21 protein-coding genes are annotated in these 25,683 nt (G+C 67.6%); 12 read left to right on the top strand and 9 right to left on the bottom strand.

The genetic code is table 11. The features are described 5' to 3' along the window. Positions 1 to 128: 128 nt before the first annotated feature. The gene (locus KHZ24_05020; protein ID MBS5450557.1) at positions 129 to 896 is read right to left on the bottom strand and encodes a nucleotide exchange factor GrpE; all 768 of its coding nucleotides are present in this window, start codon (positions 894 to 896) and stop codon (positions 129 to 131) included. Between the two features lie 2 nt (positions 897 to 898). Next, a complete protein-coding gene (gene dnaK / locus KHZ24_05025; GenBank protein ID MBS5450558.1) occupies positions 899 to 2,818 on the bottom strand; it encodes a molecular chaperone DnaK in 1,920 nt (639 codons plus the stop codon). A gap of 431 nt (positions 2,819 to 3,249) precedes the next feature. Between dnaK and KHZ24_05030 the strand changes: the two genes are divergently transcribed. After that, entirely contained in the window at positions 3,250 to 3,444 is a 195-nt protein-coding gene (locus KHZ24_05030; protein ID MBS5450559.1) for a 4Fe-4S binding protein, read from the top strand. Positions 3,445 to 3,955: 511 nt separating this feature from the next. Here the strand turns inward: KHZ24_05030 and KHZ24_05035 are convergent. Then, positions 3,956 to 4,645, bottom strand: coding sequence for a hypothetical protein (locus tag KHZ24_05035; protein MBS5450560.1), 690 nt, complete (start codon positions 4,643 to 4,645; stop codon positions 3,956 to 3,958). Positions 4,646 to 5,020: 375 nt separating this feature from the next. Between KHZ24_05035 and trxA the strand changes: the two genes are divergently transcribed. The 10 genes from trxA to KHZ24_05085 all read left to right on the top strand — a co-directional run bounded on the left by trxA (position 5,021) and on the right by KHZ24_05085 (position 15,514). Next, positions 5,021 to 5,347, top strand: coding sequence for a thioredoxin (trxA, locus tag KHZ24_05040; protein ID MBS5450561.1), 327 nt, complete (start codon positions 5,021 to 5,023; stop codon positions 5,345 to 5,347). Between the two features lie 92 nt (positions 5,348 to 5,439). Continuing rightward, positions 5,440 to 5,694: a dynein gamma chain protein gene (locus KHZ24_05045; GenBank protein ID MBS5450562.1), complete on the top strand. Its 255-nt coding sequence runs from the start codon at positions 5,440 to 5,442 to the stop codon at positions 5,692 to 5,694. 161 nt (positions 5,695 to 5,855) lie between these two features. Further along, positions 5,856 to 6,284: a nickel-responsive transcriptional regulator NikR gene (gene nikR, locus KHZ24_05050; GenBank protein MBS5450563.1), complete on the top strand. Its 429-nt coding sequence runs from the start codon at positions 5,856 to 5,858 to the stop codon at positions 6,282 to 6,284. 1 nt (position 6,285) lies between these two features. Beyond that, positions 6,286 to 8,907 carry a carbamoyltransferase HypF gene (hypF, locus tag KHZ24_05055; GenBank protein MBS5450564.1) on the top strand — a complete coding sequence of 874 codons (2,622 nt, stop codon included), beginning with the start codon at positions 6,286 to 6,288 and terminating at the stop codon, positions 8,905 to 8,907. Between the two features lie 73 nt (positions 8,908 to 8,980). Beyond that, entirely contained in the window at positions 8,981 to 9,301 is a 321-nt protein-coding gene (locus KHZ24_05060; GenBank protein MBS5450565.1) for a HypC/HybG/HupF family hydrogenase formation chaperone, read from the top strand. 15 nt (positions 9,302 to 9,316) lie between these two features. Next, positions 9,317 to 10,414 (top strand): hydrogenase formation protein HypD, encoded by a 1,098-nt coding sequence (hypD, locus tag KHZ24_05065; GenBank protein MBS5450566.1) that lies wholly within the window; start codon positions 9,317 to 9,319, stop codon positions 10,412 to 10,414. Positions 10,415 to 10,494: 80 nt separating this feature from the next. After that, the gene (gene hypE / locus KHZ24_05070) at positions 10,495 to 11,517 is read left to right on the top strand and encodes a hydrogenase expression/formation protein HypE (GenBank protein MBS5450567.1); all 1,023 of its coding nucleotides are present in this window, start codon (positions 10,495 to 10,497) and stop codon (positions 11,515 to 11,517) included. A gap of 184 nt (positions 11,518 to 11,701) precedes the next feature. After that, a complete protein-coding gene (locus KHZ24_05075; protein MBS5450568.1) occupies positions 11,702 to 12,445 on the top strand; it encodes a YitT family protein in 744 nt (247 codons plus the stop codon). Positions 12,446 to 12,658: 213 nt separating this feature from the next. Beyond that, a complete protein-coding gene (locus KHZ24_05080) occupies positions 12,659 to 14,395 on the top strand; it encodes a glucose-6-phosphate isomerase (protein ID MBS5450569.1) in 1,737 nt (578 codons plus the stop codon). Positions 14,396 to 14,659: 264 nt separating this feature from the next. Further along, positions 14,660 to 15,514, top strand: coding sequence for an SDR family NAD(P)-dependent oxidoreductase (locus KHZ24_05085; GenBank protein MBS5450570.1), 855 nt, complete (start codon positions 14,660 to 14,662; stop codon positions 15,512 to 15,514). A 401-nt stretch (positions 15,515 to 15,915) separates the two neighbouring features. Here the strand turns inward: KHZ24_05085 and KHZ24_05090 are convergent, their stop codons facing one another. After that, the gene (locus KHZ24_05090) at positions 15,916 to 16,512 is read right to left on the bottom strand and encodes a hypothetical protein (GenBank protein MBS5450571.1); all 597 of its coding nucleotides are present in this window, start codon (positions 16,510 to 16,512) and stop codon (positions 15,916 to 15,918) included. Between the two features lie 55 nt (positions 16,513 to 16,567). Continuing rightward, positions 16,568 to 18,319 (bottom strand): FAD-binding protein, encoded by a 1,752-nt coding sequence (locus tag KHZ24_05095; protein MBS5450572.1) that lies wholly within the window; start codon positions 18,317 to 18,319, stop codon positions 16,568 to 16,570. A 340-nt stretch (positions 18,320 to 18,659) separates the two neighbouring features. Here KHZ24_05095 and KHZ24_05100 point away from each other — a divergent pair, with 340 nt between their 5' ends. Next, positions 18,660 to 19,583 (top strand): LysR family transcriptional regulator, encoded by a 924-nt coding sequence (locus KHZ24_05100; GenBank protein ID MBS5450573.1) that lies wholly within the window; start codon positions 18,660 to 18,662, stop codon positions 19,581 to 19,583. A 377-nt stretch (positions 19,584 to 19,960) separates the two neighbouring features. Here the strand turns inward: KHZ24_05100 and KHZ24_05105 are convergent, their stop codons facing one another. The 4 genes from KHZ24_05105 to KHZ24_05120 form a co-directional block, all read right to left on the bottom strand. Continuing rightward, positions 19,961 to 20,449 (bottom strand): peptidylprolyl isomerase, encoded by a 489-nt coding sequence (locus tag KHZ24_05105; protein MBS5450574.1) that lies wholly within the window; start codon positions 20,447 to 20,449, stop codon positions 19,961 to 19,963. Between the two features lie 230 nt (positions 20,450 to 20,679). Next, positions 20,680 to 21,663, bottom strand: a complete 984-nt coding sequence (locus KHZ24_05110) for a hypothetical protein (GenBank protein ID MBS5450575.1) — start codon at positions 21,661 to 21,663, stop codon at positions 20,680 to 20,682. Next, complete coding sequence (locus tag KHZ24_05115) at positions 21,663 to 22,742, bottom strand: hypothetical protein (GenBank protein ID MBS5450576.1); 1,080 nt, start codon at positions 22,740 to 22,742, stop codon at positions 21,663 to 21,665. The genes KHZ24_05110 and KHZ24_05115 overlap by 1 nt, the downstream gene beginning before the upstream one ends. Positions 22,743 to 22,865: 123 nt before the next feature. Then, positions 22,866 to 25,667 (bottom strand): hypothetical protein, encoded by a 2,802-nt coding sequence (locus tag KHZ24_05120; protein ID MBS5450577.1) that lies wholly within the window; start codon positions 25,665 to 25,667, stop codon positions 22,866 to 22,868. Positions 25,668 to 25,683 lie beyond the last annotated feature (16 nt).

Genomic DNA, 25,683 nt, shown 5'->3' on the forward strand with positions numbered 1-25,683 from the left:
TTCCTTGTCTGGTAGCTTGTGCGGATCCGAAGCGGGTCCGCGCCCCTCATGCAAGAACCGCGCCGGACAACCCTCGTCCGACGCGGCCCTGTTCGTTCGTGCGGGAATGCCTTCGCGCGTCGAGCGTGCTACTCGGCGTCGGAGGCGTCCTTCGCGTCGCCGGACGCGTCAGCGGGGCGGCTCGGGCCTCCCGTCGTCACCGTCACCATCGCGGTGCGGATGACGCGGTCGCCCATGCGATAGCCCTTCTGGTAAACGTCGCGTACGGTCTCGTCGTACGCGTCAGCGTCCTCGACGTGGGCCACCGCCTGGTGCTCGTTCATGTCGAAGGGCTGGCCCACCGGGTTGATGGCCTCGACGCCCTCGCGCGCCAGCACGTCGACGAGCTTGGCGTGCATGGCACGCACGCCGTCGACGAACTGGGCGAACTCGCCCTCGGGCTGAGACTTGTCTGCGTGGTCAATCGCACGCTCGATGTCATCGACGACCGGCAGCAGCTTCGTCACGAGCGCCTCGGCGGCACGGGCGCGCTCGCTCTCGCGCTCGCGGGCCGTGCGCTTGCGGTAGTTGTCCCACTCGGCCTCCAGGCGAAGGCAGCGATCCTTGGCAGCCTGCGCGTCAGCGCGAGCAGCCTCGAGATCGGCCAGCGAGAACACCTCATCGTCGGCCTTGGCCTTCTTCTTGCCCTTCTTGTCAGAGCGGGGGTCAATCGTCTCAAACTCGGCGTCAAGCACCTCGTCCCCGTCGGTCGCGGCAGCGTCGGCGTCATCCGCCGGCTGGGCGGCCGCCCGCTCCTGCTCGGAGCAGGCGGCACCCTCATCGCACGGCGTCCGGTCGGCAGCCGCGTCCCGCTCGGGGGTCTTCTCCTCGTCAGGATCTACGACTTCGACCTTCATGATTAGTTCTCCTTCTTAGGATCCTTGTCGTCGACGACCTCGTAGTCGGCGTCGACCACGTCATCGGCGGGAGCGGAGCCGGCGTTGGCGCCAGCCGCGCCCGCGGCACCGGCCTGATCGTTGGCAGAGGAGTACACGATCTCGGCCAGCTTGTAGCCGGTCTGCTTCAGCTCCTCGCCCGCAGCCTTGATGGCCTCGATGTCCGTGCCCTCCAGGGCCTTCTTGGCCTTGTCGATGGCCTCGTTGGCCTGGGACTTGAGGTCGGCGCTCACCTTGTCGCCCAGCTCGGAGAGCGTCTGCTCCGTGGAGTAGACGAGCGAGTCCGTCTGGTTGCGGACCTCGATCTCCTCCTTCTGACGCTTGTCGTCCTCGGCGTGGGCCTCGGCGTCCTTGACCATGCGGTCAACCTCGTCGTCGGACAGGGCCGTGGAGCCGGAGATCGTGATCTGCTGCTGCTTGCCAGTACCGAGATCCTTGGCCGACACCTTCACGATGCCGTTGGCGTCGATGTCGAACGTGACCTCGATCTGCGGCACGCCGCGGCGAGCGGCCGGGATGCCGGTGAGCTGGAACTTGCCGAGCGACTTGTTGTCGCGGGCCATCTCACGCTCGCCCTGCAGGACGTTGATCTCGACGGACGTCTGGTTGTCGCTGGCCGTGGAGTAGATCTCCGACTTGCTCGTCGGGATCGTCGTGTTGCGGTCGATCATCTTCGTCATGACGCCGCCCATGGTCTCGACGCCCAGGCTCAGCGGCGTGACATCGAGCAGCAGGATGCCGGAGACGTCGCCCGTCAGCACGCCGCCCTGAACGGCAGCGCCCACGGCCACGACCTCGTCGGGGTTGACGGACATGTTAGGCTGCTTGCCCGTCATCTTCTTGACGAGCTCCTGCACGGCGGGCATACGCGTGGAGCCGCCGACGAGGATGACCTCGTTGACCTCGCTGATCTGCATGCCGGCGTCGCGCAGAGCCTTAGTGACAGGCTCCTTGCAGCGCTCGAGCAGGTCGTGCGTGATGCGCTCGAACTCAGCGCGCGTCAGCGTGTAATCGAGGTGCTTGGGGCCGGAAGCGTCAGCCGTAATAAACGGCAGGTTGACCTGGGCCTGCTGGGCGGCGGACAGCTCCTTCTTCGCGTTCTCGGCCGCCTCCTTCAGGCGCTGCAGGGCCATGGGATCCTTGCGCAGGTCGATGCCGTTGTCCTTCTGGAACTTGTCGGCAAGCCAGTCGATGACGCGCTGGTCCCAGTCGTCGCCGCCCAGGTGGTTATCGCCGTTCGTGGCGAGCACCTGGAAAACGCCGTCGGCGATCTCGAGCAGCGAGACATCGAACGTGCCGCCACCGAGGTCGAAGACGAGAACCTTCTCGTCGGCGCCCTTCTTGTCCAGGCCGTAGGCCAGAGCCGAGGCCGTGGGCTCGTTGACGATGCGCTCGACGTTGAGGCCGGCGATCTTGCCGGCGTCCTTCGTGGCCTGGCGCTGCGCGTCGTTGAAGTAGGCGGGGACGGTGATGACGGCCTCGGTGACCTTCTCGCCCAGGTACTTCTCGGCATCGGCCTTCATCTTCTGAAGGACCATAGCCGAGATCTCCTCGGGCGTGTACTGGTGGCCGTCGATGTTGACGACACAGCGCCCGTCCTTGCCCTCCTCGACCTTGTACGGCACGGTCTTAAGCTCGGACTGAACCTCGGAGTACTTGCGGCCCATGAAACGCTTGATGGAGAACACCGTGTTCAGCGGGTTCGTGACGGCCTGGTTCTTGGCCGGCTTGCCAACGACGCGGTCGCCGTCCTTGCGGAAGCCGACGACGGACGGCGTGGTGCGGTCGCCCTCAGCGTTGACGATGACCGTGGGCTCGCCACCCTCGAGCACGGCGACGCAGGAGTTCGTGGTACCCAGATCGATGCCGATAACCTTACCCATGGTGTGTGCATCCTTTCAGTCTACTCGTGCGAGCCCCGCGGGGATCTGCGTGCCTGTCCCTGCGGGGCCGTCCTTTGTTCTGACTCGCTTATATCCGCTCACACGGCAAACTATACAATATCTAAGTGTCCACATGATAAGTTTTCTACGAACAGGCGCACCAGCTGCGGCTTAGGCGCAAAAGCCCTGTCAGAGCGCCGTAAGACCGACGTCAGAGGCGCCCGTTTCGTCACGGGGCCTCCACATCGACCTGCCCTTCCTCTTAAACCTGCTTCAAGTTGCCGGCTTTTCTCGCATGTGGCTTGTGCCGGCCGGGAAAAATGCTATACGTAGTCGCGCCGCACGACAGGGCGTGAGACGTCGGGCACCCGCCCGGCATGAAAAGGGAGGCCGGCGCCGCGTGCCCCGGCTTGAAGGAGAGGAGAGCGGACATGCCGCAGCCTATCATTGACACGGACGAGTGCACCGCCTGCGGTTCTTGCGTGGATGCGTGCCCCATGGGCGTCCTGGACATCGAGGACGAGGTGGCGAAGGTCGTCGACGAGGAGTCCTGCATCGCGTGCGACTCCTGCCTGGAGTCCTGCCCGTCCGGTGCCATCACCGAGATCTCTGACGACGAGGACTAAGCACACGCAAGCGCATGGGCAGGCCTTCCCGCCTGCCTTGGGACGCACGGGGCGGGGCAGACAGGACGCGACACGCGGCTTCGTCTGCCCCGCCCCTTTTTCGTGAGGCGTGACAGATCCGGCACGAGCGCGCGCATCTTATATATGGGAGTGACGCGGAGCCGGGTCGGGTTGAGCCCAGCTTGGCCGGGCTTGACCGTCGCGCCCGGGCCAATTCGCACGGTTGTGCTGGATCTTGCAAGCAGGCGCCCCAAATTTGGGCGCGGATTGCAGTTATGCAAGGTTTGCGCCCATGAGATGTGGGACTGCAGAGAAGGATACGAGACCTGCAAGCCGCTGACCTGCGGCTTTGTCTCGCACCACCCGCACGCGCCCTTCGCGGGCACCCGAATAACATCGCACAACCGCAAGGCGCGCCCAAATATGAGGCCCGGTTTTGCAAAAACCCGCACAAACGAAAAAAACGGCCGGACTGGGCGCGCGTGTCAGCCCACACTCCGGGCCGCGACCCCTACAGCGGATCGCCGAGCGGGGGCACGCGCTTCAGGCGGTCCCACATGATCCGCTTGGCAGCCGGATCCCCCAGCGCGTCGGCAAAGCCGCCCAGCGCGATGAAGCGCCGCCCCCGCACGCGCACGACCTCGCCGGGCGCGAGCGGCGCGTCGACAGCATACGCGCCGCGCAATGCGCGCGCCGCCTTGTCGTCGAGCGCGATGACGAGCTCGGGGTCCACGACCTCGATGGCCCACGCGAGGTCGTCGGGCTCAGCCGGCGCCCAGGGACGGCCGGCAGCGCGCACGTCCGTCGACAGCGCAGCCCAACAGTCATCGGGGTAGCCCAGCGCGGCGAGCGCCGATGTCAGCGCCGCGCCGTCGGGCCCTCCCAACAGCAGGCCCCCGTCGCGCTCGGCGTCAGACAGCTCCCCTTTCAGCAGACACACCTGGGCAAACGCCTGCCCGCGCGCCGCAAAGCCCGCCTGCTCGAGCTCGAGCGCCTCCTCGCGCGTGCGCTCAAGACAGTCGCGGGCCATCTGGGGGGACACGCGGCGCACGTCGCGGGCAGAGCGCTCGGCAGCGGCTCGCTCGTCGCGAGCAGAGGGTCGCGCGCCCGTCCCCGTTTGGCCGGAACTCGACCAGGAAACGCGCACGTCACGCATGTCGGCCGCCTCGCCCGCTGCCACGTAACCGCTCCGATACGCCATCGCGCGCTCTCCTCTCGATCCATCCCAGCTGAGCACTCCTCACCCATCTTATCCCCGCGCGCATCCCGGCTTGCCCGGCAAGCGTGCCCCCACAAAACCGCGCCCATGGCACGCGATGTCCCGAAGCCGTGCGCGCCCCGTCACACTTCGCTCGCGAATGTGTGTTCGCTGTGGTGGAGCATGCCGCCCAACGCAGTCGGAACGTCCCCGTGAATCATCACGACACGCCGGGTATAAAGGGCAGTGAACGACGCCGGACGACGGATCTCGGCACGTCTGCATCGCCACGATCGCGTGCCGTCGCCCAAGTTCGTGCACACTTTTGACCAAGAAAGTGTTACGCTATCGCACGCCTCAGTCAGGAAAGGACCAGACATGAGCACTCCCATCAGCGTCACCTCCAGCAACTTCGCCGCCGAGGTCGAGCAGTCCCAGACCCCCTGCCTCGTCGACTTCTGGGCGTCGTGGTGCGGCCCTTGTCGTGCCCTCTCCCCCGTTGTCGACCAGATTGCCGAAGAGCTGAACGGCCGTATGAAGGTCTGCAAGTGCAACGTCGAAGAGGCACAGGATCTCGCGCTGCGCTTCAGCGTGATGTCCATCCCCACCCTCATCCTGTTCAAGGATGGCGCTCAGGTGGAGACAATCGTGGGCGCGGCGCCCAAGGCGAGCATTCTCGCCAAGTTCGAGCCGCACCTGGCGTAAGGCCGCACCGCTCGGCGCACGTCCGACCGGTCGACGCGGCACACACTGCCCCTCGCACACGTGAGGGACGTTCAAGGGAATTGGAGCCCAGCATGTGCACCAATGGTGTCAACACCGCCCAGCTGCAGTCGACCATCGACATGATCGACGAGACCGTCGCCCTCATCCGTCGCTGGACGCACAAGTGCTATCACCTCGCTGACGGCGCCCAGATGGATACGGCCGCCGAGCACCTCAAGAAGGTCCAGTCCATGATGGACGACCTGCGCGCCGAGCTCGATGACACGCGCGAGGCCGTCGAGAAGGACGACAACGCCATTAAGAGCGTCGACGTCAAGCTCGTCTAGACCGCGTATCTGCGCCACCTGGGGTTTCGGCTCCGTGGCGCGTCGCATCGCTCGCCCGCATCCCGTCTCTACGCAGGATGCGGGCGTTTTGCGTCCTGTCCCCGACCTCGGCGGGCCGCCTGCGCAACCCCGCGCCCCACCACCCCGCGAACGGAGTTCCCATGCCCAGCGAGCTCGTGCGCTTCAGCATCGCCATCCCCGGCAACCTCCTCGACGAGTTCGATGAGTACACGGCCCAGCGCGGCCTGCTCGTCAACCGCTCGGAGGCCATTCGCGGGCTCATTCGCGACGCCCTCGTCGACCGGGAGCTCGAGAACCCCAACGCGCACATCGTCGGGTCCATCACCATCGTGTTCGACCACCACACGCCCGACCTCACGCGCAAGATCGACGACGTCGAGCACAACTACCCCGACGAAATCATCTCGTCCATGCACGTGCACCTCGACCACCACAACTGCCTGGAGGTCATCGCAGTGCGGGGCATATCGCGCACAGTGCACGAGCTGGCCGACTGTCTGCTGGGCATAAAGGGCATCACCTATGGCAAGCTCACGACCGCTGTCACGACCGATCGGTTGGAGGACTAGCATGCCGCGCGTCCACGTGCACGTCACGGGCATCGTCCAGGGCGTAGGCTATCGCCCGTTCGTATGGGGCCTCGCCACGGCGCGCGGCCTGGCCGGCTGGGTGCGCAACGCCTCGGACGGCGTCCACATCGAGGCGAAGGGCGAGCAGGCGGCTATCGACTCGTTCGTGCTCGCGCTGTCGACGCAGGCGCCTGCCGCCGCGCGCGTCGACACCGTCCACGTCGACCGCATGCCCGACGAGCGCCTGGCGCCTCTCTCGGACGAGACGGGCCGGCGCGTGCAGGCGCACGGGGCGGAAGCGGGAAGCGACTTCCGTATCGTGCACAGCGACTCCGACGCCGCGCGCACGACGCTCATCTCGCCGGACATCGCGACGTGCGACGCGTGCGTCAGCGAGCTGTTCGACCCCGAGAACCGCCGGTACCACTATCCGTTCATCAACTGCACGAACTGCGGGCCGCGCTTCACGATCATCGATGACCTGCCGTACGACCGAGCCAACACGTCCATGTCGCACTTCGCGATGTGCCCCGAGTGCCAGGCCGAGTACGATGACCCGTCCGACCGCCGCTTCCACGCCCAGCCCGACGCCTGCTTCGCATGCGGGCCGCACCTGTCGTGGCGCACGGTCGAGCATCCCGGCGTCGTGAGCTGGGGGCGCACGCTCGAAGAGAGCGACCGCATCCTCTCGCAGGCAGCGCAGATGCTGCTGTTCGGCGGCATCGTCGCCATCAAGGGCCTCGGCGGGTTCCACCTGGCGTGCGACGCCACGAACGAGCAGGCCGTCAACCGCCTGCGCGAGCGCAAGCACCGTCCGAGCAAGCCTCTCGCCGTCATGTTCGGCCGCATGGACGAGGCGCGTCGCGTCTGCGAGATCGACGCCGTCGAGCGCGGGCTGCTCAGCGGCTCCGTGCGCCCCATCGTGCTGCTGCGCCGGCGCCCCGACGCCATGGCCGGCGCCCCGGGGGCGCACCGCCTTCCCGCACGTCTCACCATAGCGCCCTCCGTGGCCGGAACGCTGCCCGAGCTGGGCGTCATGCTGCCCTATACGCCGCTGCAGCACCTGCTCATGGCACTCGTGAAGCGCCCGCTCGTCATGACGTCGGGCAACCTGTCGGAAGAGCCCATCATCTGCGACGACCAGATAGCCGTCGCCCGGCTCATGGATGTCGCCGACGCGTTCCTCGGCAACGATCGCCCCATCCGCGCGCGCTACGACGACTCCGTCATGCGCGTCGTGGGCGGCACGCCCCTGTGCGTGCGCCGTGCCCGTGGCATCGCGCCGACGCCGGTGCGCCTCGACGTGCCGGCCGCCCTGGCCACCGACGGCGCCCCCGACGCCACGCCCCTGCCCGAGGTGCTGGCCTGCGGCCCCGAGCAGAAGGCGACGTTCTGCATCACGCGTGGTGACGAGGCGTTCGTCTCGCAGCACATCGGCGACCTCGAGAACGCCGAGACGTTCGACGCCTGGAAGGGCGACCTGCGCCAGTACGAGCGGCTGTTCGGGCTTGAGTGGGGCGTGCTCGCCTGCGACCTGCACCCCGAGTACCTCTCGAGCAAGTGGGCCCGCGAGCAGGCGGAGAGGCGCGGCGTACCCCTTACGGAGGTACAGCACCACCACGCGCACATCGCCTCCGTGCTCGCCGAGAACGGCGTGAGCGACACGGTCGTGGGCATAGCGCTCGACGGTACCGGCTACGGCACGGACGGCACGATCTGGGGCGGCGAGATCCTGCTGTGCGACCAGGCGAACTTCGTACGCGCCGCCCACCTGTCGCGCTTCGACCTGCCGGGCGGGGCCGCCGCCATCCACAAGCCCCTGCGCGCGACGCTCGGCCTGCTCACGTCCTGCGACCTGGGCGACAGCCCTGCGGCCGACAGCGTCGTGCGGCGCCTGGGCGTCGAGGGCCCCGTAGCTCGCCAGATGCTCGAGCGCTCGCTCAACTGCCCGCGCACGAGCAGCGCTGGCCGCCTGTTCGACGCCGTCGCCGCGCTGCTGGGCCTCGTCGACGTCGCCGGTTACGACGGAGAGCCCGCCTGCCTGCTCGAGGCCGTGGCGACACGCGCCGACGACAGCGACCTCCTGGCAGCCGACGACGCCCCCGCAGGCGCCCCGGAGACGCCCGACGCATCCGCTCCCGACGCCTCGACGCGCTATCGCATGGAGCTGCGCACGGAGTCGGCCGACGACCCGATGAACGCGTCGGGCGACGGCTCGTTCACCGTCGACGCCCGCCCGCTCGTGCGCGCGATCCTCGAAGACCGCGCGTCGGGCGTGCCCGCGGCGACGATCGCCCAGCGCTTCCACGACGGCTTCTGCGAGGGCGTCGCGCGTGCGGCCATCGCCGTGGCCCGCGGCGCCGGCGTCGGCCGCGTGGCGCTGTCCGGTGGCGTCTTCATGAACCGGCTCGTTCTGTCCGGCGTGCGCCTGCGGCTGGAGGAAGCTGGCCTCACGGTGTTGCTCCCCCGCGAGATGCCCGTCAACGACGGGTGTATCGCCTACGGGCAGGCCGCCGTCGCCCGCGCACGCATGGCGGCGCTCGTCAGCGCCACGGACGAAGATCGCTCGCACGACAACACCGAAACCCCGGAAGAACCAAACGTCCCCGAGGCGTCCGCATAACCATCTGCGCCACCACTACGGGCGCCCGCTCGTCCCGAGCCCGCGGGCACCCCGTCCGGAAGGAGGGCACACCATGTGCCTCGCAGTTCCCAGCAAGGTCATCTCCGTCAACGAGGGCGGCATCGCCCTGGTCGACATCATGGGCGTGCAGCGCGAGTGCTCGCTCATGCTCACGCCCGACGCCAAGCCCGGCGATTTCGTGCTCGTGCACGCCGGCTACGCCATCCAGCGCATCGAGGAGCAGGACGCGGCCGAGACGCTCCGCCTGCTCGGCGAGATCCCTGACCTGCTCGGCGACGAGTTCGCCGACGAGATCGCGCAGGCATCGGGCACGCACGAGCAGGGCGGCGCACAGGGCAAGGCCGTTGCCGCGACCGAGCCCGCGCTGGCGTAAGGGAGGGCCCGTCCCATGGATCTCGCCTCGTTTCGCGACCCCGTGCTCGCCCGCGAGCTGCTCGACGCCATCGATCGCCTCGTACAGGACCACGACGGCGATATCAACCTCATGGAGGTGTGCGGCACCCACACGGTGTCCATCGGGCGCTACGGCTTCCGCTCAGCCATGCCCGAGGGGCTGCACCTGCTGTCCGGCCCCGGCTGCCCCGTCTGCGTGACATCGAACCGCGACATCGACACCGCCATCGCCCTGGCCCGCATCCCCGGTGTCACGATCGCGACGTTCGGCGACATGGTGCGCGTGCCCGGCTCCACGACGACGCTTGGCGCCGAGAAGGCGGCCGGCGCCGACGTGCGCGTCGTGTACTCGCCGCTCGATGCGCTGGCGCTCGCCCGCAAGCAGCCCGATCGCCCCGTCATCTTCCTGGGCGTTGGCTTTGAGACGACGACGCCCGCCGTCGGAGCCAGCATCAAGACCGCCGACGCCGAGGGCCTGACGAACTACTACGTCTTCGCCTGCCACAAGCGCACACCCCCGGCGCTCGAGGCCATCGTCAACGACCCCGAGACGAACGTCCACGGCTTCATCCTGCCGGGTCACGTCTCGACGATCACTGGCCTGGAGCCCTACCACTTCCTCGCCGACACCTACCACGTGCCCGGCGTCGTCACCGGCTTCGAGCCCGTCGACATCCTCTCGGGCATCGCCCGCCTGCTCGCGCAGATCGACGAGGGCGAGGCGCGCATCGAGAACGCATACGGGCGCGGCGTGCTCGACACGGGCAACGCCGCGGCGCGCGCCGTCATCGTCGACGTGTTCGAGCCCGTCGACGCCACGTGGCGCGGCCTGGGGCTCATCCCGAACAGCGGCCTAGCCATCCGCGATCGCTACGCCGCCCACGACGCACGGCGCCACTTCGAGCCCGACGTCGAGCCGACGATCGAGCCGCGCGGCTGCCGCTGCGGTGACGTGCTGCGCGGCGTCATCACGCCCGACCACTGCCCGCTGTTCCGCAAGCGCTGCAACCCGGAGAACCCCGTGGGCCCCTGCATGGTGTCCTCGGAGGGCAGCTGCGCGGCGTACTTCCGCTACCAGGAGCACAGCAGGTAAGCTATCCCGCCCGATCAGATCACCCCGGCGGGCCCGCGCCAACGGCAGGCCTGCCCCACCAGCTCAAAGGAGCGCACGCAATGGAGAAGGATACCGAGGTTCGCCTGGGGCACGGCTCGGGCGGCGCCATGATGAAGCGCCTCATCGACGACCTGTTCCTGGCGGAGTTCGCCGACGAGGCTGCACTGCCCGGCGACGATGCAGGCGTCGTGCCGCTGGGCGGCGAGCGTATCGCCATGTCGACTGACTCGTTCGTCGTGACGCCGCAGTTCTTCCCCGGCGGCAACATCGGACGGCTCGCCGTGTGCGGAACCGTAAACGACGTCGCGACGTCCGGCGCCCGCGTGGCCTACCTGTCCTGCGGCTTCGTGCTCGAAGAGGGCTATCCCATGGACAAGCTGCGCGAGATCGTGCGTACGATGTCCGAGGTAGCGGCAGAGGCAGGCGTCAAGATCGTCACCGGCGACACAAAGGTCGTCGAGCGCGGCCACGCCGACGGCGTGTTCATCAACACAGCAGGCGTCGGCCTCGTGCCGGCCGGCGTCAACCTGTCGGGCTCGCACTGCCAGCCCGGCGATAAGGTGCTGCTCTCCGGGACGCTCGGCGACCACGGCATCGCCATCATCTCACAGCGCGAAGGGCTCACGTTCTCCACGACGATCGAGACGGACGCAGCGCCGCTCAACCACCTCATCGCCGACGTGCTGGCCGCGGCGCCGGCCACGCGCTGCTTCCGCGACCCGACGCGCGGCGGCCTCGCCTCGACGCTCAACGAGTTCTCCGAGGCGTCGGGCGTCGACATCCTCGTGGACGAGGCCAGCGTGCCCGTGCGCGACCAGGTGCGCGGCGCCTGCGAGATGCTCGGCTACGACGTCTTCCAGGTGGCCAACGAGGGCAAGATCGTCGCCGTCGTACCCACAGACCAGGCAGACGCCGCGTTGGCTGCCATGCGCGCCAACAAATACGGGGCCGACGCCGCCATCATCGGCGAGATCGTCGCGCCCAGCGAGGAGGGCGGCCACACGGTGCGCCTGCGCACGCCGTTCGGCTCGACGCGCATCCTCGACATGCTCGTCGGCGAGCAACTGCCGAGGATCTGCTAAAGCAACGACCACCACAGGTCATCGAGATGAGGGGCTCGCCGGGCTGGCAAGGTCAGCGGCGGGCCCCTCTTTTGTGAAACGTCCTACGCTCTCGGAACCTCGGCCCGGCCTCTTGCCTGCAGAGTCAGGGTCGTTTACCGTAAAAGAACACGAACGAGGCAGCATTCTCGAGGAGCGCATTCGTATGTCGTCCCGCCAACCGCACAGTCCGCGTACCGGCCACGATTCCCCCGCGCCGCATGCCCTGCTCGCCCGTCTGCGCGGCGCGCTCTCCTGCTTTACCTGGCAGCGCATCGTCCTCATCGCCCTCGGGGCAGCCATCCTCACGTTCGGCATCCACAACATCCACCAGCGCGTCGACATCACCGAGGGCGGCGTCATCGGCTTCGTCCTGCTCGCAAACCACTGGCTGAACATCCCGCCGTCGCTGTCGACGCCCGTGCTCGACATCACCTGCTACCTGCTGGCATTTCGCCTCCTGGGAGGGCGGTTCATCCTGCTGTCCGCCTACGCCACGACGTGCGTCTCGCTGTTCTATCGCCTGTGGGAGTCGCTGCCACCCCTGCTGCCCGATCTCGGCGGCACCCCGCTGCTTGCCGCGCTGCTCGGAGGCGCCTTCGTGGGAGTCGGCGTGGGGCTCATCGTGCGCCAGGGCGGCTCCAGCGGCGGCGATGACGCGCTTGCGCTGGCCATCTCGCACCTGACGGGCAAGCGGCTCTCGTTCTCCTACCTGTTCACCGACCTGTCCGTACTCGCTCTCTCGCTGAGCTATATCCCGGTCGTCAGCATCGCGTTCTCGCTCGTCACGGTGTTCACGTCGTCATTCATCATCGACTTCATCAAGGACGCCAAGCTGCCCGAGCGTGCTTCCCAAAACGACGGCGCTTCCCTCGATGCAACGTCCGACGACGAGGCCTCTCCCAACTAACGCCATCCTCGTTCCGATCACGCGAAACCAATCGTGGGATGCTTTTACATTTGTGGCGCCAGCGTGAAGAGCCTGGGCAGTTTTGTCATGCGTATCGGCCAACTTGCCCTCAGCGAGGCGCGTCGGGAGCAGGGCCCGTCAACCTGACGTATAGTAACCGCATGTGTTTCGTGCCATACCGACCGATTGCCCCATCCGAAACGAGGTCTGACCTTGGACACCCAGTGCACCCCGGAGGCTCTGACGCCCTCAGAGCGCCTGATCGCCAGCAACGTTCCTTCGCGCGTCCACGCCAAGGACGCCACGCTGTACGACTTCTCCGAGGAGGCACTCGAGAGCGCCCGCGGCTTCATGGGCTGGGCCGACCTTGCCAGCAAGCCCCCGCTGCCGCTCGATGAGATCATGGCGTTCGCGCAGGACGTCATCGACGAGGGGCTCGACCGCGTCGGCCTGCTCGGCGAGGGAGGCAGCTCCCAGGCCCCCATGACGATCACGAAGCTCAACGCCGAGAAGCACCCCGACATACGCTTCTCGACGCTCGACAGCCTCTCGCCGGTCTACATCCGCAAGATCCTGCGCAACATCGACTACTCCCGCTCGTTCTTCATCGTGAGCAGCAAGTCGGGTAGCACGCTCGAGACGCTGTCGATGTTCAAGCTCATCTGGGAGGACGCCGTCGAGCAGCTCGGCCCCGATAAGGCGGGCCGGCGCTTCGTTGCCATCACCGACCCCGGAACGAAGCTCGAGAGCATCGCTCGTGAGCTGGGATTCCGCGGCGTGTTCCTCGGCGAGCCCACCGTGGGCGGGCGCTTCTCCGCGCTGTCGGTCTTTGGCCTGCTGCCCGCCGCCCTGTGCGGTCTCGACGTGCGCGACCTCGCGGCCCGCGCCGCCGAGATGGAGGCGCTCTGCGCGCAGGACACGCCCGACAACCCCGCCGTCCAGCTCGCCGACTTCCTGATGAGCAATCTGTCTCACGAGTCGGCCAACTGCTTCACGTACATCTCGCCGCAGCCGGGCCGCGTGTTCGGCCTGTGGATGGAGCAGCTCATCGCCGAGTCGCTCGGCAAGAACGGCAAGGGCGTCGTGCCGCACATCGAGATCGACGTCAACCTGCTGAACCACCACCAGCCCAAGCATCCCGTCGTCGTGTACCACACGCACACCGACTCGACGTTTGACCGCGACGCGTCGCTGCTATCGCCCGAGGTGCCGCAGCGCTCGTTCGTGCTCGAGGACTCCATGGACATCGGCCGCCACTTCGTGCTGTGGGAGTATGCCACCGCGTTCATGGGCTACCTCATGCAGGTTCCGCCGTTCAACCAGCCCGACGTGCAGCTCGCCAAAACCAACGCGAGCCGCGCGCTACACGGCCTCATGCAGAGCAAGGCCCACCGCCTGGCCGAGCCCTGGGTCATCGCAGAGTACTCCGACGCGTTCGAGCAGGCGACCGGCATCGTCGACCCCACGAAGATGCGGACGATCGACGAGGTGCTCGACGCGCTGTTCTCGCTCGTCGGCCCCGAAAACTGGATCTCCGTCAACGCGTTTCTGCCGTTCACGGGTGAGCGCCGCGGCCCGATGGAGGTCATCCGCCACACGCTCGCCCGCAACCTCGAGGTGCCGACGGCGCTGGAGATCGGCCCGCGCTACCTGCACTCGACGGGCCAGCTGCAGAAGGGCGGCGAGAACACCGGCGTGTTCGTCATCCTCTCCGCCTATGAGGACGGCGACATCAAGGTGCCTGGCGAGGACTACTACCTGGGACAGCTTGAGGTCGCGCAGAGCAAGGGCGACCTGGCGGCCCTGTCGAGCAAGGGTCGGCGAGCCGTGCACCTGCACCTCGCAGACTCCGACGCAGACACGCTGTGGCGTCTGGCCCACGCCTTCGAGGACGCAGGCACGCGCCAGGCCGTCCGCGACGCGCTGGCCGCCGCAAAGGACGGCGAGTAGCGCCCGATTCCGGTTCCTGTCGCCCGACAGCGGCTAAAACTGCAACGTAGAGGCGAGGCTCCCGCATCACGTCGGCGGCCTCGCTTTTTTATGGTCGGTATGCCGTGCCGCTACGACAAAACCGGCAGCCTATGTACGCCACGAATGTATAGCGGTGCCAAGCACCCGCCAGACAGGAAGCAAACCGCGGCCGCGTCGGCACAGATCCAGCTTGTTGGGCATAAGGGGATATAGACAGAGACGATAGGCAGGAAGGACAACTGGATGAAGAGCATCGCGATCGTGACGGGGGCCACGTCGGGCATCGGGCGTGAGTTCGTGCGGCAGCTCGACGGCGAATACTACGGACGCATCGACGAGTTCTGGGCCATCGGGCGCAACACGGAGCGCCTGGCCGAACTGGCCAGCTCCACATATGCACGCGTACGGCCGTTCGCGCTCGATCTCACGCAGCAGGCGGCGCTCGATGAGCTTCGGGCTGCACTGACCGAGGAGGCCTCCCGCCTTGCCGCCGAAGGCAGTGAGCTGCGCGTGGGCTGGCTCGTCAACAGCGCGGGCTTCGGTCGCTTTGGGGCGTTCGGCGGTGTTGGGGCGGGCACGGATGACAGCGAGGCCTCCTGTGACGCCGCCGGTGTCGACACGCAGATGGTAAGACTCAACTGCCTGGCACTCACGGAGATGTGCGAGATGGCCTTGGCTTACATGGGCCCCGGCTCCCGCATCGTAAACATGGCGTCCGTGGCCGCCTATCTGCCCATATCCCCCATGGCGACCTACGCCGCCTCCAAGCGCTTCGTGCTCGACGTGACGCGCGCACTCAACGAGGACCTGCGCGGCACGGACATCCACGCCTGTGCCGTGTGCCCCAAGGCCGTGCGCACACGCTTCTGGGACGAGGCCGGCAAGGCGTCGGGCATCGGCTTTGCCTTTGGGACGGAAAGCGCCTACAACATCGTGCGCAAGGCCATCGCCGCCGTGGAGCGCGGGGCGGGCAGCGTCATCACGTCGCCCGACATGAAGGTGGCGTGCGGGGCGGCGAAGGTCCTCCCCTACCCGGTGCTCGCCAGCGTCGGGCGCCTCGCGCAGGCCGCGATGGGCCCCGCTGGGAAGGCACGCTAGAGCCTGCGGGCCGGCTTCCGCGCGAGGGAGACCCCGGAGCGCCCACACGCGCGCCCTCTCGAAGGCTCCCTTGTGTGGAAGTCAGCGTTTCGTGGACGAGAAGTCGTGGCGTGTATGCCGCTGACGGGAGCGGGTGGCGAGTCTGCTACGTACGTTTGCGGGGTCCGCAGCAAAATCGCAGGTGAGGGCGCTGCGGCTTGCAAGCAGATATTCCCAGCGAGCATGAGGGAACGTTCACGGCTCGCGTTTTTGGCCGCGAAAGGAGTCCTCTGCGGCAGAGGAAGCCCTCGGACAGCCAAAGGCGCCCCACAAAACGCGGAGGGCCCGGCTGGCGCACACGCTCCAGCCGGGCCCTCTCGTCATCGCACGATCACGCCACGGGAGATCACAAGATCTCAGGCCTACTTGGCGGAGTCAGCCACGGCCGAGCCGTAGGGGAAGCCATAAGAGCGGCCGCTCGTGCCGTAGCCCAGGTCGCCGTAGATGACGCTCGGGTCGACATACTGCGGCTTCTTGTCGCCCTTCTCCGGGTTCTCCCAGCCCTCGGGCACCGTGATGCGGTGGCACACGTTGCACATGAACACGGGCTTCACGTCCGTGGCGTCGCCCGCGGCGCTGTCAGAGGCCGCATCGCCGGTCGCAGCCTCGCGGTGGCAGTCAGTGCACTCGAAGTCGTAGTGGCCGCGGTGCGGGTCATACACGAGCTTGCCGCCCTCGTCGAGCAGCACGTTGATGCCGGCCTCGTCCAGGTCGGCGAACGTCGCGCCCGAGGCGATGAGCGTCTTGGCGAGCTCCTCGTCCCCGTACGTCGTGGGCGTGACGTTGAGGTACGGGTTGTCGGCAGCTGCGCTCGAGGCAGCCTGCCCGTCCGTGCTGCTCGCCGCCTGCTCGGAGCCAAGAGCAACGTCGCTGCCCATCGCATAGATGCCCAGGCTGCCCGCCAGGACGACGCCGCACGCCAGCGCACCAATAGCGCGCCTCTTCGCATGGATGATCATCGTGACACTCCCTCTCGCTGTCGTCTGACCTCAGGTCAGGACGCGTCTCTTTGTGTTAGAGGTAATCCTCGCCCAGCATGTCCTTGACGGCGATCCAGCCGAACGTCTGGCCGTGGCCGATGCCGCTGCCGGGCATGTTCGGCGGATAGATGTGGCCATAGAACGAGCCGGCCGTGTTGCCCGCGGCATAGAGGCCCGGAATCGGCGTGCCCTTCTTGTCCATGACGTTGATGTGGTCGTCGATCTTGAGGCCACCGCGCGTCGACGTCATGGCAACGCCCATCTCGGCAACGTAGAACGGCGCGGTGTCGATGGAGGCCAGGTACTTCGGCGCCTTGAGGAACTGACGGTCCTCGCCGGCAGCGCAGGCATCGTTGTAGATCTGGATCGTCTCGTTGAACACGTCGGGATCGAAGCCCTCGCCGGCGCACAGCTCGTCGAGCGTGTCGTACTTGTGGATGATGCCGCGCTCGACCTCCTTGTCAACCTCTTCCTGCGTGTTGATGGCCATGAGGTCGACCTCTGCGTAGCCGAAGTCCTTGTACTTCTCGTGCCACGCGCCGTCGAAGATGCCGTAGACGCGGCCATTAGGCGTCGAGAGGATGACGTGGCTGAACGACTGGAACACCATGTCCTCCGTGCCGACGCGACGACCGCTCATGTCGACGATGAGGCCCTGGAGGTTCGCGACGGCGGGGCGCCAGCCGAGCTCCTGCATGGAGGCGAGCGCCGGGTTCTCGCTGGGCAGCGGGCGCAGGTCGGCGCAGTCCGTCGTCGTGTTCATCGGGAACAGGTCGCCGCCGGCGTAGGCGTCCATGTCCGCACCGACCCACATGGCCATCATGTGGCCGTCGCCCACGTTGTTGGGCTCGGCGACCGTGTCGACGACCTTGAGCAGCGTCGGGTTGAACGCGCGGAGCATCTCCTCGTTCATGCCGAAGTCGCCCGTGGCCAGCAGCACGCCCTTCGAGGCGTTGTAGCGCACGTACGAGCCGTCCTCGCGCTGGGCGATGACACCCTCGACGCGGCCCTCCGTGCCGTTGGCGACGCCGCCACGGACAAGCTGGCGCACCGGCGTGTGGAACACGTACTCGGCACCGGCGTTCTTGGCGAGGTCGGCAATGGCCTCAGCCCAGTCCCAGTTCGAGCCGTTGACCGTGATGTTGCCCGTACCCGGCTCGCCAAAGAAGATGGGCGTGGGGTACTCGTTCCAGAACTGGACGCCACCGCCGCCCGCCGCGAAGCTCGGCATGCCGGGAAGCAGGGTACAGCCGATCGTAGCCATCTGCTCCTCGAGCCAGTCGATGAACGGGCCGGAGTTGTCGAAGAAGCGCGCGTAGAGCGACAGGCGGCCCTGGAAGGCGTTCGTGATGTTCCAGAAGTCACGCAGCGTCTCCGTGCGGTCGAACTCGATGCCCGCCTCCTTCTGGCAACGCGCGTTGAAGCCCATCGTGTGCAGGCGCTTGTTCATGACCTTGCCGGCCTTCTCAAGCACGACGACCTTGGCGCCCTGCTGGGCGGCGTACAGAGCCGCCGGGCCGGACGAGATGCCTGCACCGCAGATGACGATGTCGTAGTCATACGTCTCGGCGATCTGGTCATCGGTAATGGCGGCCGGGGGCACCTCCCACGTCCACGTGGGCACGTAGTCGCCGTTGGCGTTGGCGGCCATCGTCTCGGCCGTCGGGGCCGTAGCCTCGGCCGCGTTGGCCTGCGTCGCAGGCTGCGCGGCCATCGCGCCCGCAGCGACTGCGCCCGTCGCGGCCATGGCCGCCCCCGTCAGAAAGCCCCGCCTCGTCAGTTCCATCGCAAGTCCCTTCCTCGACTCTCCTCGCCGCTTCGCTGCGTTCCGCACTCTTGCCGAGCCCATCGAAACGACCTTGGGACGAACCGCCCGCGCGCCCGATGCCACCCCTGAGCCCAGACACCGGGTGCGCGGGCGACTCGCCTGAATACACGCTGAAACAGTACGTCGGCGGGAGGCGATGCCCCAAAGACCGAAATCCCATAGCATGCATCGCTAGCCTTGAGGGCGCTCATAAACTATTCTTATGAGAAGAGATGAGAGGCTCGGCAAACTGTCTGGACGACAGGGGGCGCTGGTGAGGGACGAATACCTACGAGAGTTTTTGGTCGCCGCGTCGTCGATGAGTTTCACGGCGGCGGCGAAGAAACTGTACATGAGCCAGCCTAAGATGAGCATGCACATCCAGGCCATAGAGGACGAGCTCGGCTTTCCCCTGTTCGATCGCCACGGGAGTCTGTCGCTCACACGCGAGGGAGCCCTGTTCTACGAGCACATCTCCGGGCTGCTTGACGAGTACGACGCGCTCGTCGAGCAGTGTCGCGGGTTGTCTAAGGTCGTTGCCGTTCGCTTCGTGTTCGGCGAGTTCTCGATGATCGACATGTTCCCCGCTGCCTCGATGGCCCGGTTCAGAAAGGCGCTCTCGAAGCTGGCGGAGGACCCGCGCTACGAAGTCGTCTCCCACCCGCTCGACAACACGCTGACCATTGCAGAATCGTTTGAAGCCGGTCTGTGCGACGCGTCGTTTCGCACCTGCTGCATGGAGAGCTTTCAGCCGGGCGAGATCGTCGACCTGCCAGACGGCATGAGTGTGCTGCCCCTCGAGATGGATCCCATGGTCGCGCTCGTCAGCAGCCACCATCCGCTCGCAGGACGTTCAAGCGTCAGCGTCCAGGACATCGCAGCCTATCCCGTGCCGCTCTCAAGTCTGCCGGTCATGGCGACGTTCAACAGCACGCGCAGCGACTTCTTCACGGCGCACGGCTGCAAGCCGCGCTACCACGTCAGAGCCGTCAGCACGCCGTCGGCTCTACTGCGTCCCGACACGTCGGCAAACGAGGTCTATCTCGTGGCGCGCTCCTACGGCCAGAAGCGCGACATGCTGCAGCTTGCGGGGCTTGAGGCGCTCGACATCTCCGACACGGTGGCTCAGTCATGCTTCTGTCTGTGCTTTCCTGCGGGGACGAGCAACAAGGCGGTGCAAGCGCTCGTGCAGGAGCTGAAAGGCGACGGCGCAGGGAACGTGGGACGAGCGACAGCGCAGTGAGCGAGATCCCCTCCGAGAGGCCCGGCGTATGAGTCCACGGAAGACCTTGCCGCGCAGAAGCTGTTTCATGGACGAGAATCCGGGGCGTGCATACCACCGATGAGTACAAGCGCAGGATTTGCAGCATCCACCTGCAGATATCTCAGCAAAATCGCAGGTGAGGGCACCGCAGCTTGCAAGCAGATATTCCTAGCGAGCATGAGGGAACGTTCACGGCTCGCGTTTTTGGCCGCGCGGCGGCCTCTTGGGCACAGGCGGCCTCGGTGTGCCGGCACAGTCAGCCGCACGTCCACGAAAAAGCGGCCCGGCCGGCCCTCCGCGCAGGAGAGGCCAACCGAGCCGCTGAATCGCAAGCGCTCTATACGGAACCGCGGGCTTTAGCAGCCGCCGCAGCCGCCACCGCAGGAGCCGCCGCAGCTCGAGCAGTCACCGCAGGTGTGCTCGGGGGCATCCTCGCGCGACACGAGCTCGAGCTCGAAGTTCAGCGCCTTACCAGCGAGCTGGTGGTTGAAGTCGAGGTGGGCCTTGCCGTCCTCGATCTTCGTCACGACAGCGGCCATGGGATAGCCGGCCGGGTTGCGGAAGTACACCGTCTTGCCCACGGGCAGCTGGTCAGCGTTGGGGATGCTGTCCGTCGGGATGACCTGCACGAGACGCTCGTCGCGCTCGCCATAGGCGTCCTTCGGCTCCAGGTGGATCTTCACCTTGTCGCCCGGCTGCATGCCGGCAACGGCGTTCTCGAAGCCGGGAATGACCTGGTGGCTGCCCTCGACGAACGAGATGGGGTCGCGCCCCTCGCTGCTGTCGAACACGCTGCCGTCGTCGAGCGTGCCCTTGTAGTGCACCTTCACGAGCTTGTTGGCCATGACGAGAACTCCAATCGCAATAGGGCGCCTGAGCTGAGACGCCCTTCCGTGGGCGCGAACGGCGCGCCGATAACCATACCATGTGCAGGCCCGGGCCGCCACGTCCGCGCGACACCGAGCAAACACGAATCCGCACATCACCCAATGTACCCAGGACGACCGCCCCGCAGCGCGTTCTTTCCGCGAGATGCGGCAGGCCCCGCGAACACTTCAGGACAGTGAGCCTTCCGTTACTCCAGATCGTCGCCGTGCAAGCGGCCGTACTTCTCCGCAGCGCTCGCAAAGGCGGACACCGCGTTCGCCCATGGCACAAAGTCGGGCGTGTCAACGACGAGGAAGTCGGCCTCGAACGTCGCATAGAGCGACTCGTACTCGCTGCCCGGCGTGAACGGCGGGCGATCCGGCAAGTAAGGCGGTACGTAGCTCGGATACGTCAGGTAGTATGCCGCACCGGGACACAGCTCGGCCAGGCCGATGACGGCGCGGCGGGCGGCGTCGAGACGCCCGAGCTTGTACAGCAGCATGGCACGCGCCAGGTGCATCCACGTGCTGCCCGCGCGGCCAAACAGCGCGTCGAGCTCGTCGAGCCCCCGCTCGTCCTCAAGGCGCGCCAGGATGAGCGCCGCCGTGTGGCGGATGCCCTGGCCGTCGGCAGGCGACGCCTTGAGCAGCACGCGGCACCGCTCAAGCGCCTCGCGATAGCAGGCGCTCGCAACGAGCAGGTCGATGATCTTGCCCTCGATGCGCAACCACGGACGCAGGAACACAGCGTCCCATGCGTCAACCGTCGCGCCGTCATATGCCCGCGAGCGCTCCGTGCACCAGGAGCGCGCCTCGACAGACAGGGCAAGCAGCTCCTCGAGCGCGACGTCCTGCGTCGTGTCGTCGGCAAGAATGAGCAACAGGCGCGCGTCATAGCAGTGGGGATCGAGCGCCAGGCAGCGGTTGAGCTGGGCGCGCGTGCGCGTGAGACGGGCGGCCGGCGCCGGAGGCACGGGCGAGTCGGCCTCGTCGTCCAGCTCGCGCCGAGCGAGGGCGATGGCCTTGTCCAGCGCGATGAACGCGCGGTCTTCGTCGTCGACAGCGATGGAGGCCGGGTTGCGCAGCGCCGTGCGGCTGAGCTCGGCCATGCGGTGCGCGTCGGCCTCAAGGGAGGGATCCCGGACGCACAGCTTCTTGAGCAAGCGGTTCACAAGCTCGGACGAAACGAGCATCAGCGGCCTCCTTCAGCGGGCGCAGACGGCGCCTGGCCAGCGGCAGGGTTTTCCGACGCGCTCCCATCGGCAGCGCCCTCGACCGCCTGCTGGGCCTCCTCGACCTCGCGAGCCTGGGTGACGATCGCGTCGTCGGCGATCCACTGCGATAGCGGAGACAGCCCCTCGCCGCAGTTCTCGTCGAGGATGACGGCGGCCTCGGACACGGCGACGAACAGCTCGTCGGCCGAACCGGGCGCGTACTCGAGATGGCCGAACGAGCCGGCCGGCAGCTCGTCCTGGTACGTGAGCGTCGTCCCTGCCAGCGCGAAGCGGCGCACGATGTCGTGCAGGATGGCGGCGGCGTCGTCGAGCCGGCGCTGCTTGTACGCCATGAACAGCCGTGCGAGCGCAAACCACGCGTTGTCGTCGCCGGGGAAGCGCGCGATGAGCGCCGCGAGCGCCTCGGGATCCTCGAGCTTCACGCAGTCGTACGCCGCGACGAGGCGGGCGCCCGCCATGTCGGGCGCGTCCTGCTCGAGCAGGGCCTCGCACACCTCGAGCGAGCGTCGGTACCGCCCGCTGTTGAGTTGCTCGTTGGCAAGCGTGAGCTGCCAGCGCAGGTAGGGCCGCATGTAGACCGAGTGCGACCACGCCCCCTGCGGCACGTCGATGTCGTTTGCGCGCGAGGTGGCCTGGCACATCTCGAGCACCTCGTCGGCGCTCTCCGTCAGAAAGCCCACCATGGCGTCGCGCGGCCCGAACTCGAGCATGTGCCGGATGCGCAGCGCGTCGTAGCACGTGGGGTCGAGCTTGAGCGCCTCGTCGAGGCAGCCCGTCGCCTCGGCCGTGATGCGGTTGGCCTCCTCGTCGCCCGACGCGGAGGCGAGCCTGACGTCGAGCAGCTCGCAGGCGCGGCACACGAGCGCGAACGCGCGGTCCGTGTCGTTTTGCGGCAGGCTGTCACGGTTGGCGACAAAGCGCTCGGGAAACGCCGATATCGCGGCGATGATGTTGGGGTAGCCCTCCTTCGTGTGGGGAGCGTCCGCCCAGCGAATAGCAAGGCGCTCGAAGTCCTCGCCTCGTGCCGACATGGCCATGGGGCCTCCCCTCTCACGGGCGCACCCTGTGGCGCCTGCACTGTGCGATCGTGTCGTCGGTAGCGTTTCATCATAGCGCACGTGCCAGCGCGGCGGCCTGCGGCAGGACGACCCCTGCGAAACCTACTCGCGCGGCAGCGAGAACGACGTCACGGCTCCGCCGCCCAGACGGTGGCGCGTTTTTATCTCGCCGTTGTGGGCGCGCACGATGAGCGCCGCTACGTACAGGCCATAGGCGACGCGGTCGAAACGCTGGGCGCGCCTCAGGTCGACGCGGCCGTCGATCGTGCACGCCGCCGGGGGGACGCGCATGGCGCGCGCAAGACGCTCGTGGGCAACGTCGGACAGCACGGACGCGCGGTCTGAGAAGAACGCGACGACGTCGCTCGCGCGGTCGGCGTCGTAGCCAGGTGCCAGTGCCGCCGGTTGGCCGGCAAGCGGGTCAGGCCGGTCGTCGGCCACGCTCACGACGAAGCGCTCGGGGTGCTCGGCCACGCTCACCGTCACGATGCTGCCGACGGGCGCAAACGCCAGCGACGCCTCTATGACGAGCGTTGCCGCCGTCTCGACAAGCTCGCGGTCCACGACGAGCGAGGCAGCTTCGCCACCGGGCTCGAGGTCGATGAGCGTCGAGCCGTGGCCCTGGCGCGAGCGCTCGACAGCGTCGGACACGATGGCGCGCAGGTCGCTCGCCACGCCGCGCGGCTCCTCCTCGAGGTCAGAGAGGACGCGCCCCACCATGATGCGGCTGCGCAGCGACTCGATGCCGACGGCCTGCTCAAGCTCCTCGCGATACTCCGCATCCTCGGAGCGGGCGGCCTGCAGCATGTGCGAAAGCTCGGCGATCGTGCCGGCGGAGCGGTTGACTGACGCCACGAGCCGCCCCATAAACGCGTCGCGGATGGAGCCGACGCGCAGGCCGCGCATGTCGGCGAGGTGCTTCATCGACAGCGCCTGGCGCTCGAGGGCGTTGAGGACCTGGTCTGCCACCATCTGCAGGAACGACTCCTCGCCCAGCGACAGACGCCGGCGCGCGGAGATGCCGATGACGCCGATGACCTCCTCGTCCATGACGAGCGGGATATAGCGGACGTCGGACGTCTCGCTCGTGTGCGTGCCGCTGCCGGCCTCGGCGCCGTTAACGAACACCCAGTGCGCGATGTTGCGCTCCGTGATCTTGTTGAACTCGCGCTCGCCCAGATCGCCCGGAACCGCGCGCACAGCGCCCGTCCGGTGCGCACGCAGCGCCCCCTGAGCGCTGTTGGAGCCCGTCGGGCCCGCAGAGGGCGCCTCTGGGGCCGCGCCCCCCGCAAACACGAGCGCCGCACCGATGCCGGCCATCTCGCCGGTCACGGCCAGCGGGTCGGCGACGTAGAACACGGCGGAGCGATCGAACAGGCGCACGATGGCGTCAAGCGAGACATCGACGACGTCCACGAGACCGCGCACGCTCAGCAGGCGACGGTTGAGCTCGTAGAGCGCCTGCGTATGCTGCTCGCGGCGGCGCGCCTGACGGGCACTGCGTTCCAGGCGCACGACAACGAACGCGATGACGGACAGCGTCACGAGCAACAGCACGAGGTCAACGCCGCGGCTCGCGCCCTCGACGCCGTGCAGCGGCGCCACAACGCGAGCGTGCAGCACGCCGGCGAGCACGATTGACAGGGCAGCCGGCAAGTAGCTGCGCGTCAGGCCGGCGACGAGCGCCACGGCCAGCACCCACACGAGGCTCGACGCCACCTCCGGCAGGCCGAGCACAGCGGCACCCAAGCCCAGCGCAGCCGCCAGGACGCTCACAACAGACGCGGCGAGGAGGTGACTCGCGCGGAAGTCGAGCAGCGTCGCGACGCCACGGCCGATGACGGGCTGAGCGCGCCCGGCCGGCATCTCGGCGTCCACGACGTGCAGGCGCACGCCGAGCAGGCCCTCGCTCATGCGATCGACGAACGTCGGCTGGACGGGCAGCAGCAGGCGACGGGCGCGCGAGACGGGCCGGCGTGCGACGACAACGTCGGAGATGCCCTGGGCGCGCAGGTAGTCGCGCACGGTCTCCGCCTCGTCGGCACCATAGATGACCTCGAACTCGAAGCCCATGGCCTCGACCTGCTCGGCGAGCCGCGCCAGGGAGCGCTCGTCACCCGAGGCCCGGTGCGACCCCTCGCGGCGCTCGCGAACAGCGCACACGGCGCGCAACGGAGCGTGCACGGCGCCGGCCAGGGCAGCGGCCTCGCGCAGCACGGCGGCCGGCAGCATGCCCGGCGACACGATGGCCACGACGCTCTCGCGCGGCGCGAACGACACGGCGCGGCGGGCGGCGGCGTCCGTCGTCGTAGAGGACGTCGCGTACTGCGACACGCACTGCAGAGCGAGCACGCGCAGCTGTCGCAATACCTTGACGTCGTCGACGGGTCGGCCCGCCGCCTGGCAGCGCTCGATGAGCTCCTGCGGGTCAATGTCGACGAACTCGACCTGCTGCGCCGTGTAGAACAGGTAGTCTGGCACGAGCTCGCCGGGCCGACGATCCGTGACGAGCATGACGCGATCGGCCTCGTTTTCGAGGTTCGCGACGCTGAGCTCGGCGTAGACGTTGATGCCGGCATGCAGCAGCTCGAGCGCGTCCTGGTAGCGATAGCGGTTGCGCGAGCCCGACGGGTTCTCCGCCGCAAAGTCATCGAGCGCCACGAGGTCGGGGCGGCGCTTAAGCACCTGGTCGACGTCGAACGGGACGCCGCGGCGCTCTCCCGTGCCCGGCACGGTGAGCTCAGCGATGAAGACGTCCTTGCCGCGACCCTCCATGCCCTGGACCTCGTCGAGCAGAGCCGTCGTTGTGCCGGCAAACGGCGCATAGCTAAAGAACAGCTTGAGCGATCCCCGCTCGCTGCCGTAGGCCGTCTCTTCGGGGCTCACCAGCGTCGTGCGCTTCATGCTGTCGTTCCCGCGC

The sequence above is a fragment of the Coriobacteriia bacterium genome (genome assembly GCA_018368455.1).
Lineage (GTDB): Bacteria > Actinomycetota > Coriobacteriia > Coriobacteriales > UMGS124 > JAGZEG01.

What these genes read in the sequence shown, in the direction of transcription:
- dnaK (MBS5450558.1), bottom strand. Translation starts at nt 2,818, where the DNA reads ATGGGTAAGGTTATCGGCATCGATCTGGGTACCACGAACTCCTGCGTC.
- KHZ24_05075 (MBS5450568.1), top strand. Translation starts at nt 11,702, where the DNA reads ATGTCGTCCCGCCAACCGCACAGTCCGCGTACCGGCCACGATTCCCCC.
- trxA (MBS5450561.1), top strand. Translation starts at nt 5,021, where the DNA reads ATGAGCACTCCCATCAGCGTCACCTCCAGCAACTTCGCCGCCGAGGTC.
- KHZ24_05110 (MBS5450575.1), bottom strand. Translation starts at nt 21,663, where the DNA reads ATGCTCGTTTCGTCCGAGCTTGTGAACCGCTTGCTCAAGAAGCTGTGC.
- KHZ24_05045 (MBS5450562.1), top strand. Translation starts at nt 5,440, where the DNA reads ATGTGCACCAATGGTGTCAACACCGCCCAGCTGCAGTCGACCATCGAC.
- KHZ24_05115 (MBS5450576.1), bottom strand. Translation starts at nt 22,742, where the DNA reads ATGGCCATGTCGGCACGAGGCGAGGACTTCGAGCGCCTTGCTATTCGC.
- nikR (MBS5450563.1), top strand. Translation starts at nt 5,856, where the DNA reads ATGCCCAGCGAGCTCGTGCGCTTCAGCATCGCCATCCCCGGCAACCTC.
- hypD (MBS5450566.1), top strand. Translation starts at nt 9,317, where the DNA reads ATGGATCTCGCCTCGTTTCGCGACCCCGTGCTCGCCCGCGAGCTGCTC.
- KHZ24_05035 (MBS5450560.1), bottom strand. Translation starts at nt 4,645, where the DNA reads ATGGCGTATCGGAGCGGTTACGTGGCAGCGGGCGAGGCGGCCGACATG.
- KHZ24_05090 (MBS5450571.1), bottom strand. Translation starts at nt 16,512, where the DNA reads ATGATCATCCATGCGAAGAGGCGCGCTATTGGTGCGCTGGCGTGCGGC.
- hypF (MBS5450564.1), top strand. Translation starts at nt 6,286, where the DNA reads ATGCCGCGCGTCCACGTGCACGTCACGGGCATCGTCCAGGGCGTAGGC.
- KHZ24_05085 (MBS5450570.1), top strand. Translation starts at nt 14,660, where the DNA reads ATGAAGAGCATCGCGATCGTGACGGGGGCCACGTCGGGCATCGGGCGT.
- KHZ24_05095 (MBS5450572.1), bottom strand. Translation starts at nt 18,319, where the DNA reads ATGGAACTGACGAGGCGGGGCTTTCTGACGGGGGCGGCCATGGCCGCG.
- KHZ24_05120 (MBS5450577.1), bottom strand. Translation starts at nt 25,667, where the DNA reads ATGAAGCGCACGACGCTGGTGAGCCCCGAAGAGACGGCCTACGGCAGC.
- KHZ24_05030 (MBS5450559.1), top strand. Translation starts at nt 3,250, where the DNA reads ATGCCGCAGCCTATCATTGACACGGACGAGTGCACCGCCTGCGGTTCT.
- hypE (MBS5450567.1), top strand. Translation starts at nt 10,495, where the DNA reads ATGGAGAAGGATACCGAGGTTCGCCTGGGGCACGGCTCGGGCGGCGCC.
- KHZ24_05100 (MBS5450573.1), top strand. Translation starts at nt 18,660, where the DNA reads ATGAGTTTCACGGCGGCGGCGAAGAAACTGTACATGAGCCAGCCTAAG.
- KHZ24_05060 (MBS5450565.1), top strand. Translation starts at nt 8,981, where the DNA reads ATGTGCCTCGCAGTTCCCAGCAAGGTCATCTCCGTCAACGAGGGCGGC.
- KHZ24_05020 (MBS5450557.1), bottom strand. Translation starts at nt 896, where the DNA reads ATGAAGGTCGAAGTCGTAGATCCTGACGAGGAGAAGACCCCCGAGCGG.
- KHZ24_05105 (MBS5450574.1), bottom strand. Translation starts at nt 20,449, where the DNA reads ATGGCCAACAAGCTCGTGAAGGTGCACTACAAGGGCACGCTCGACGAC.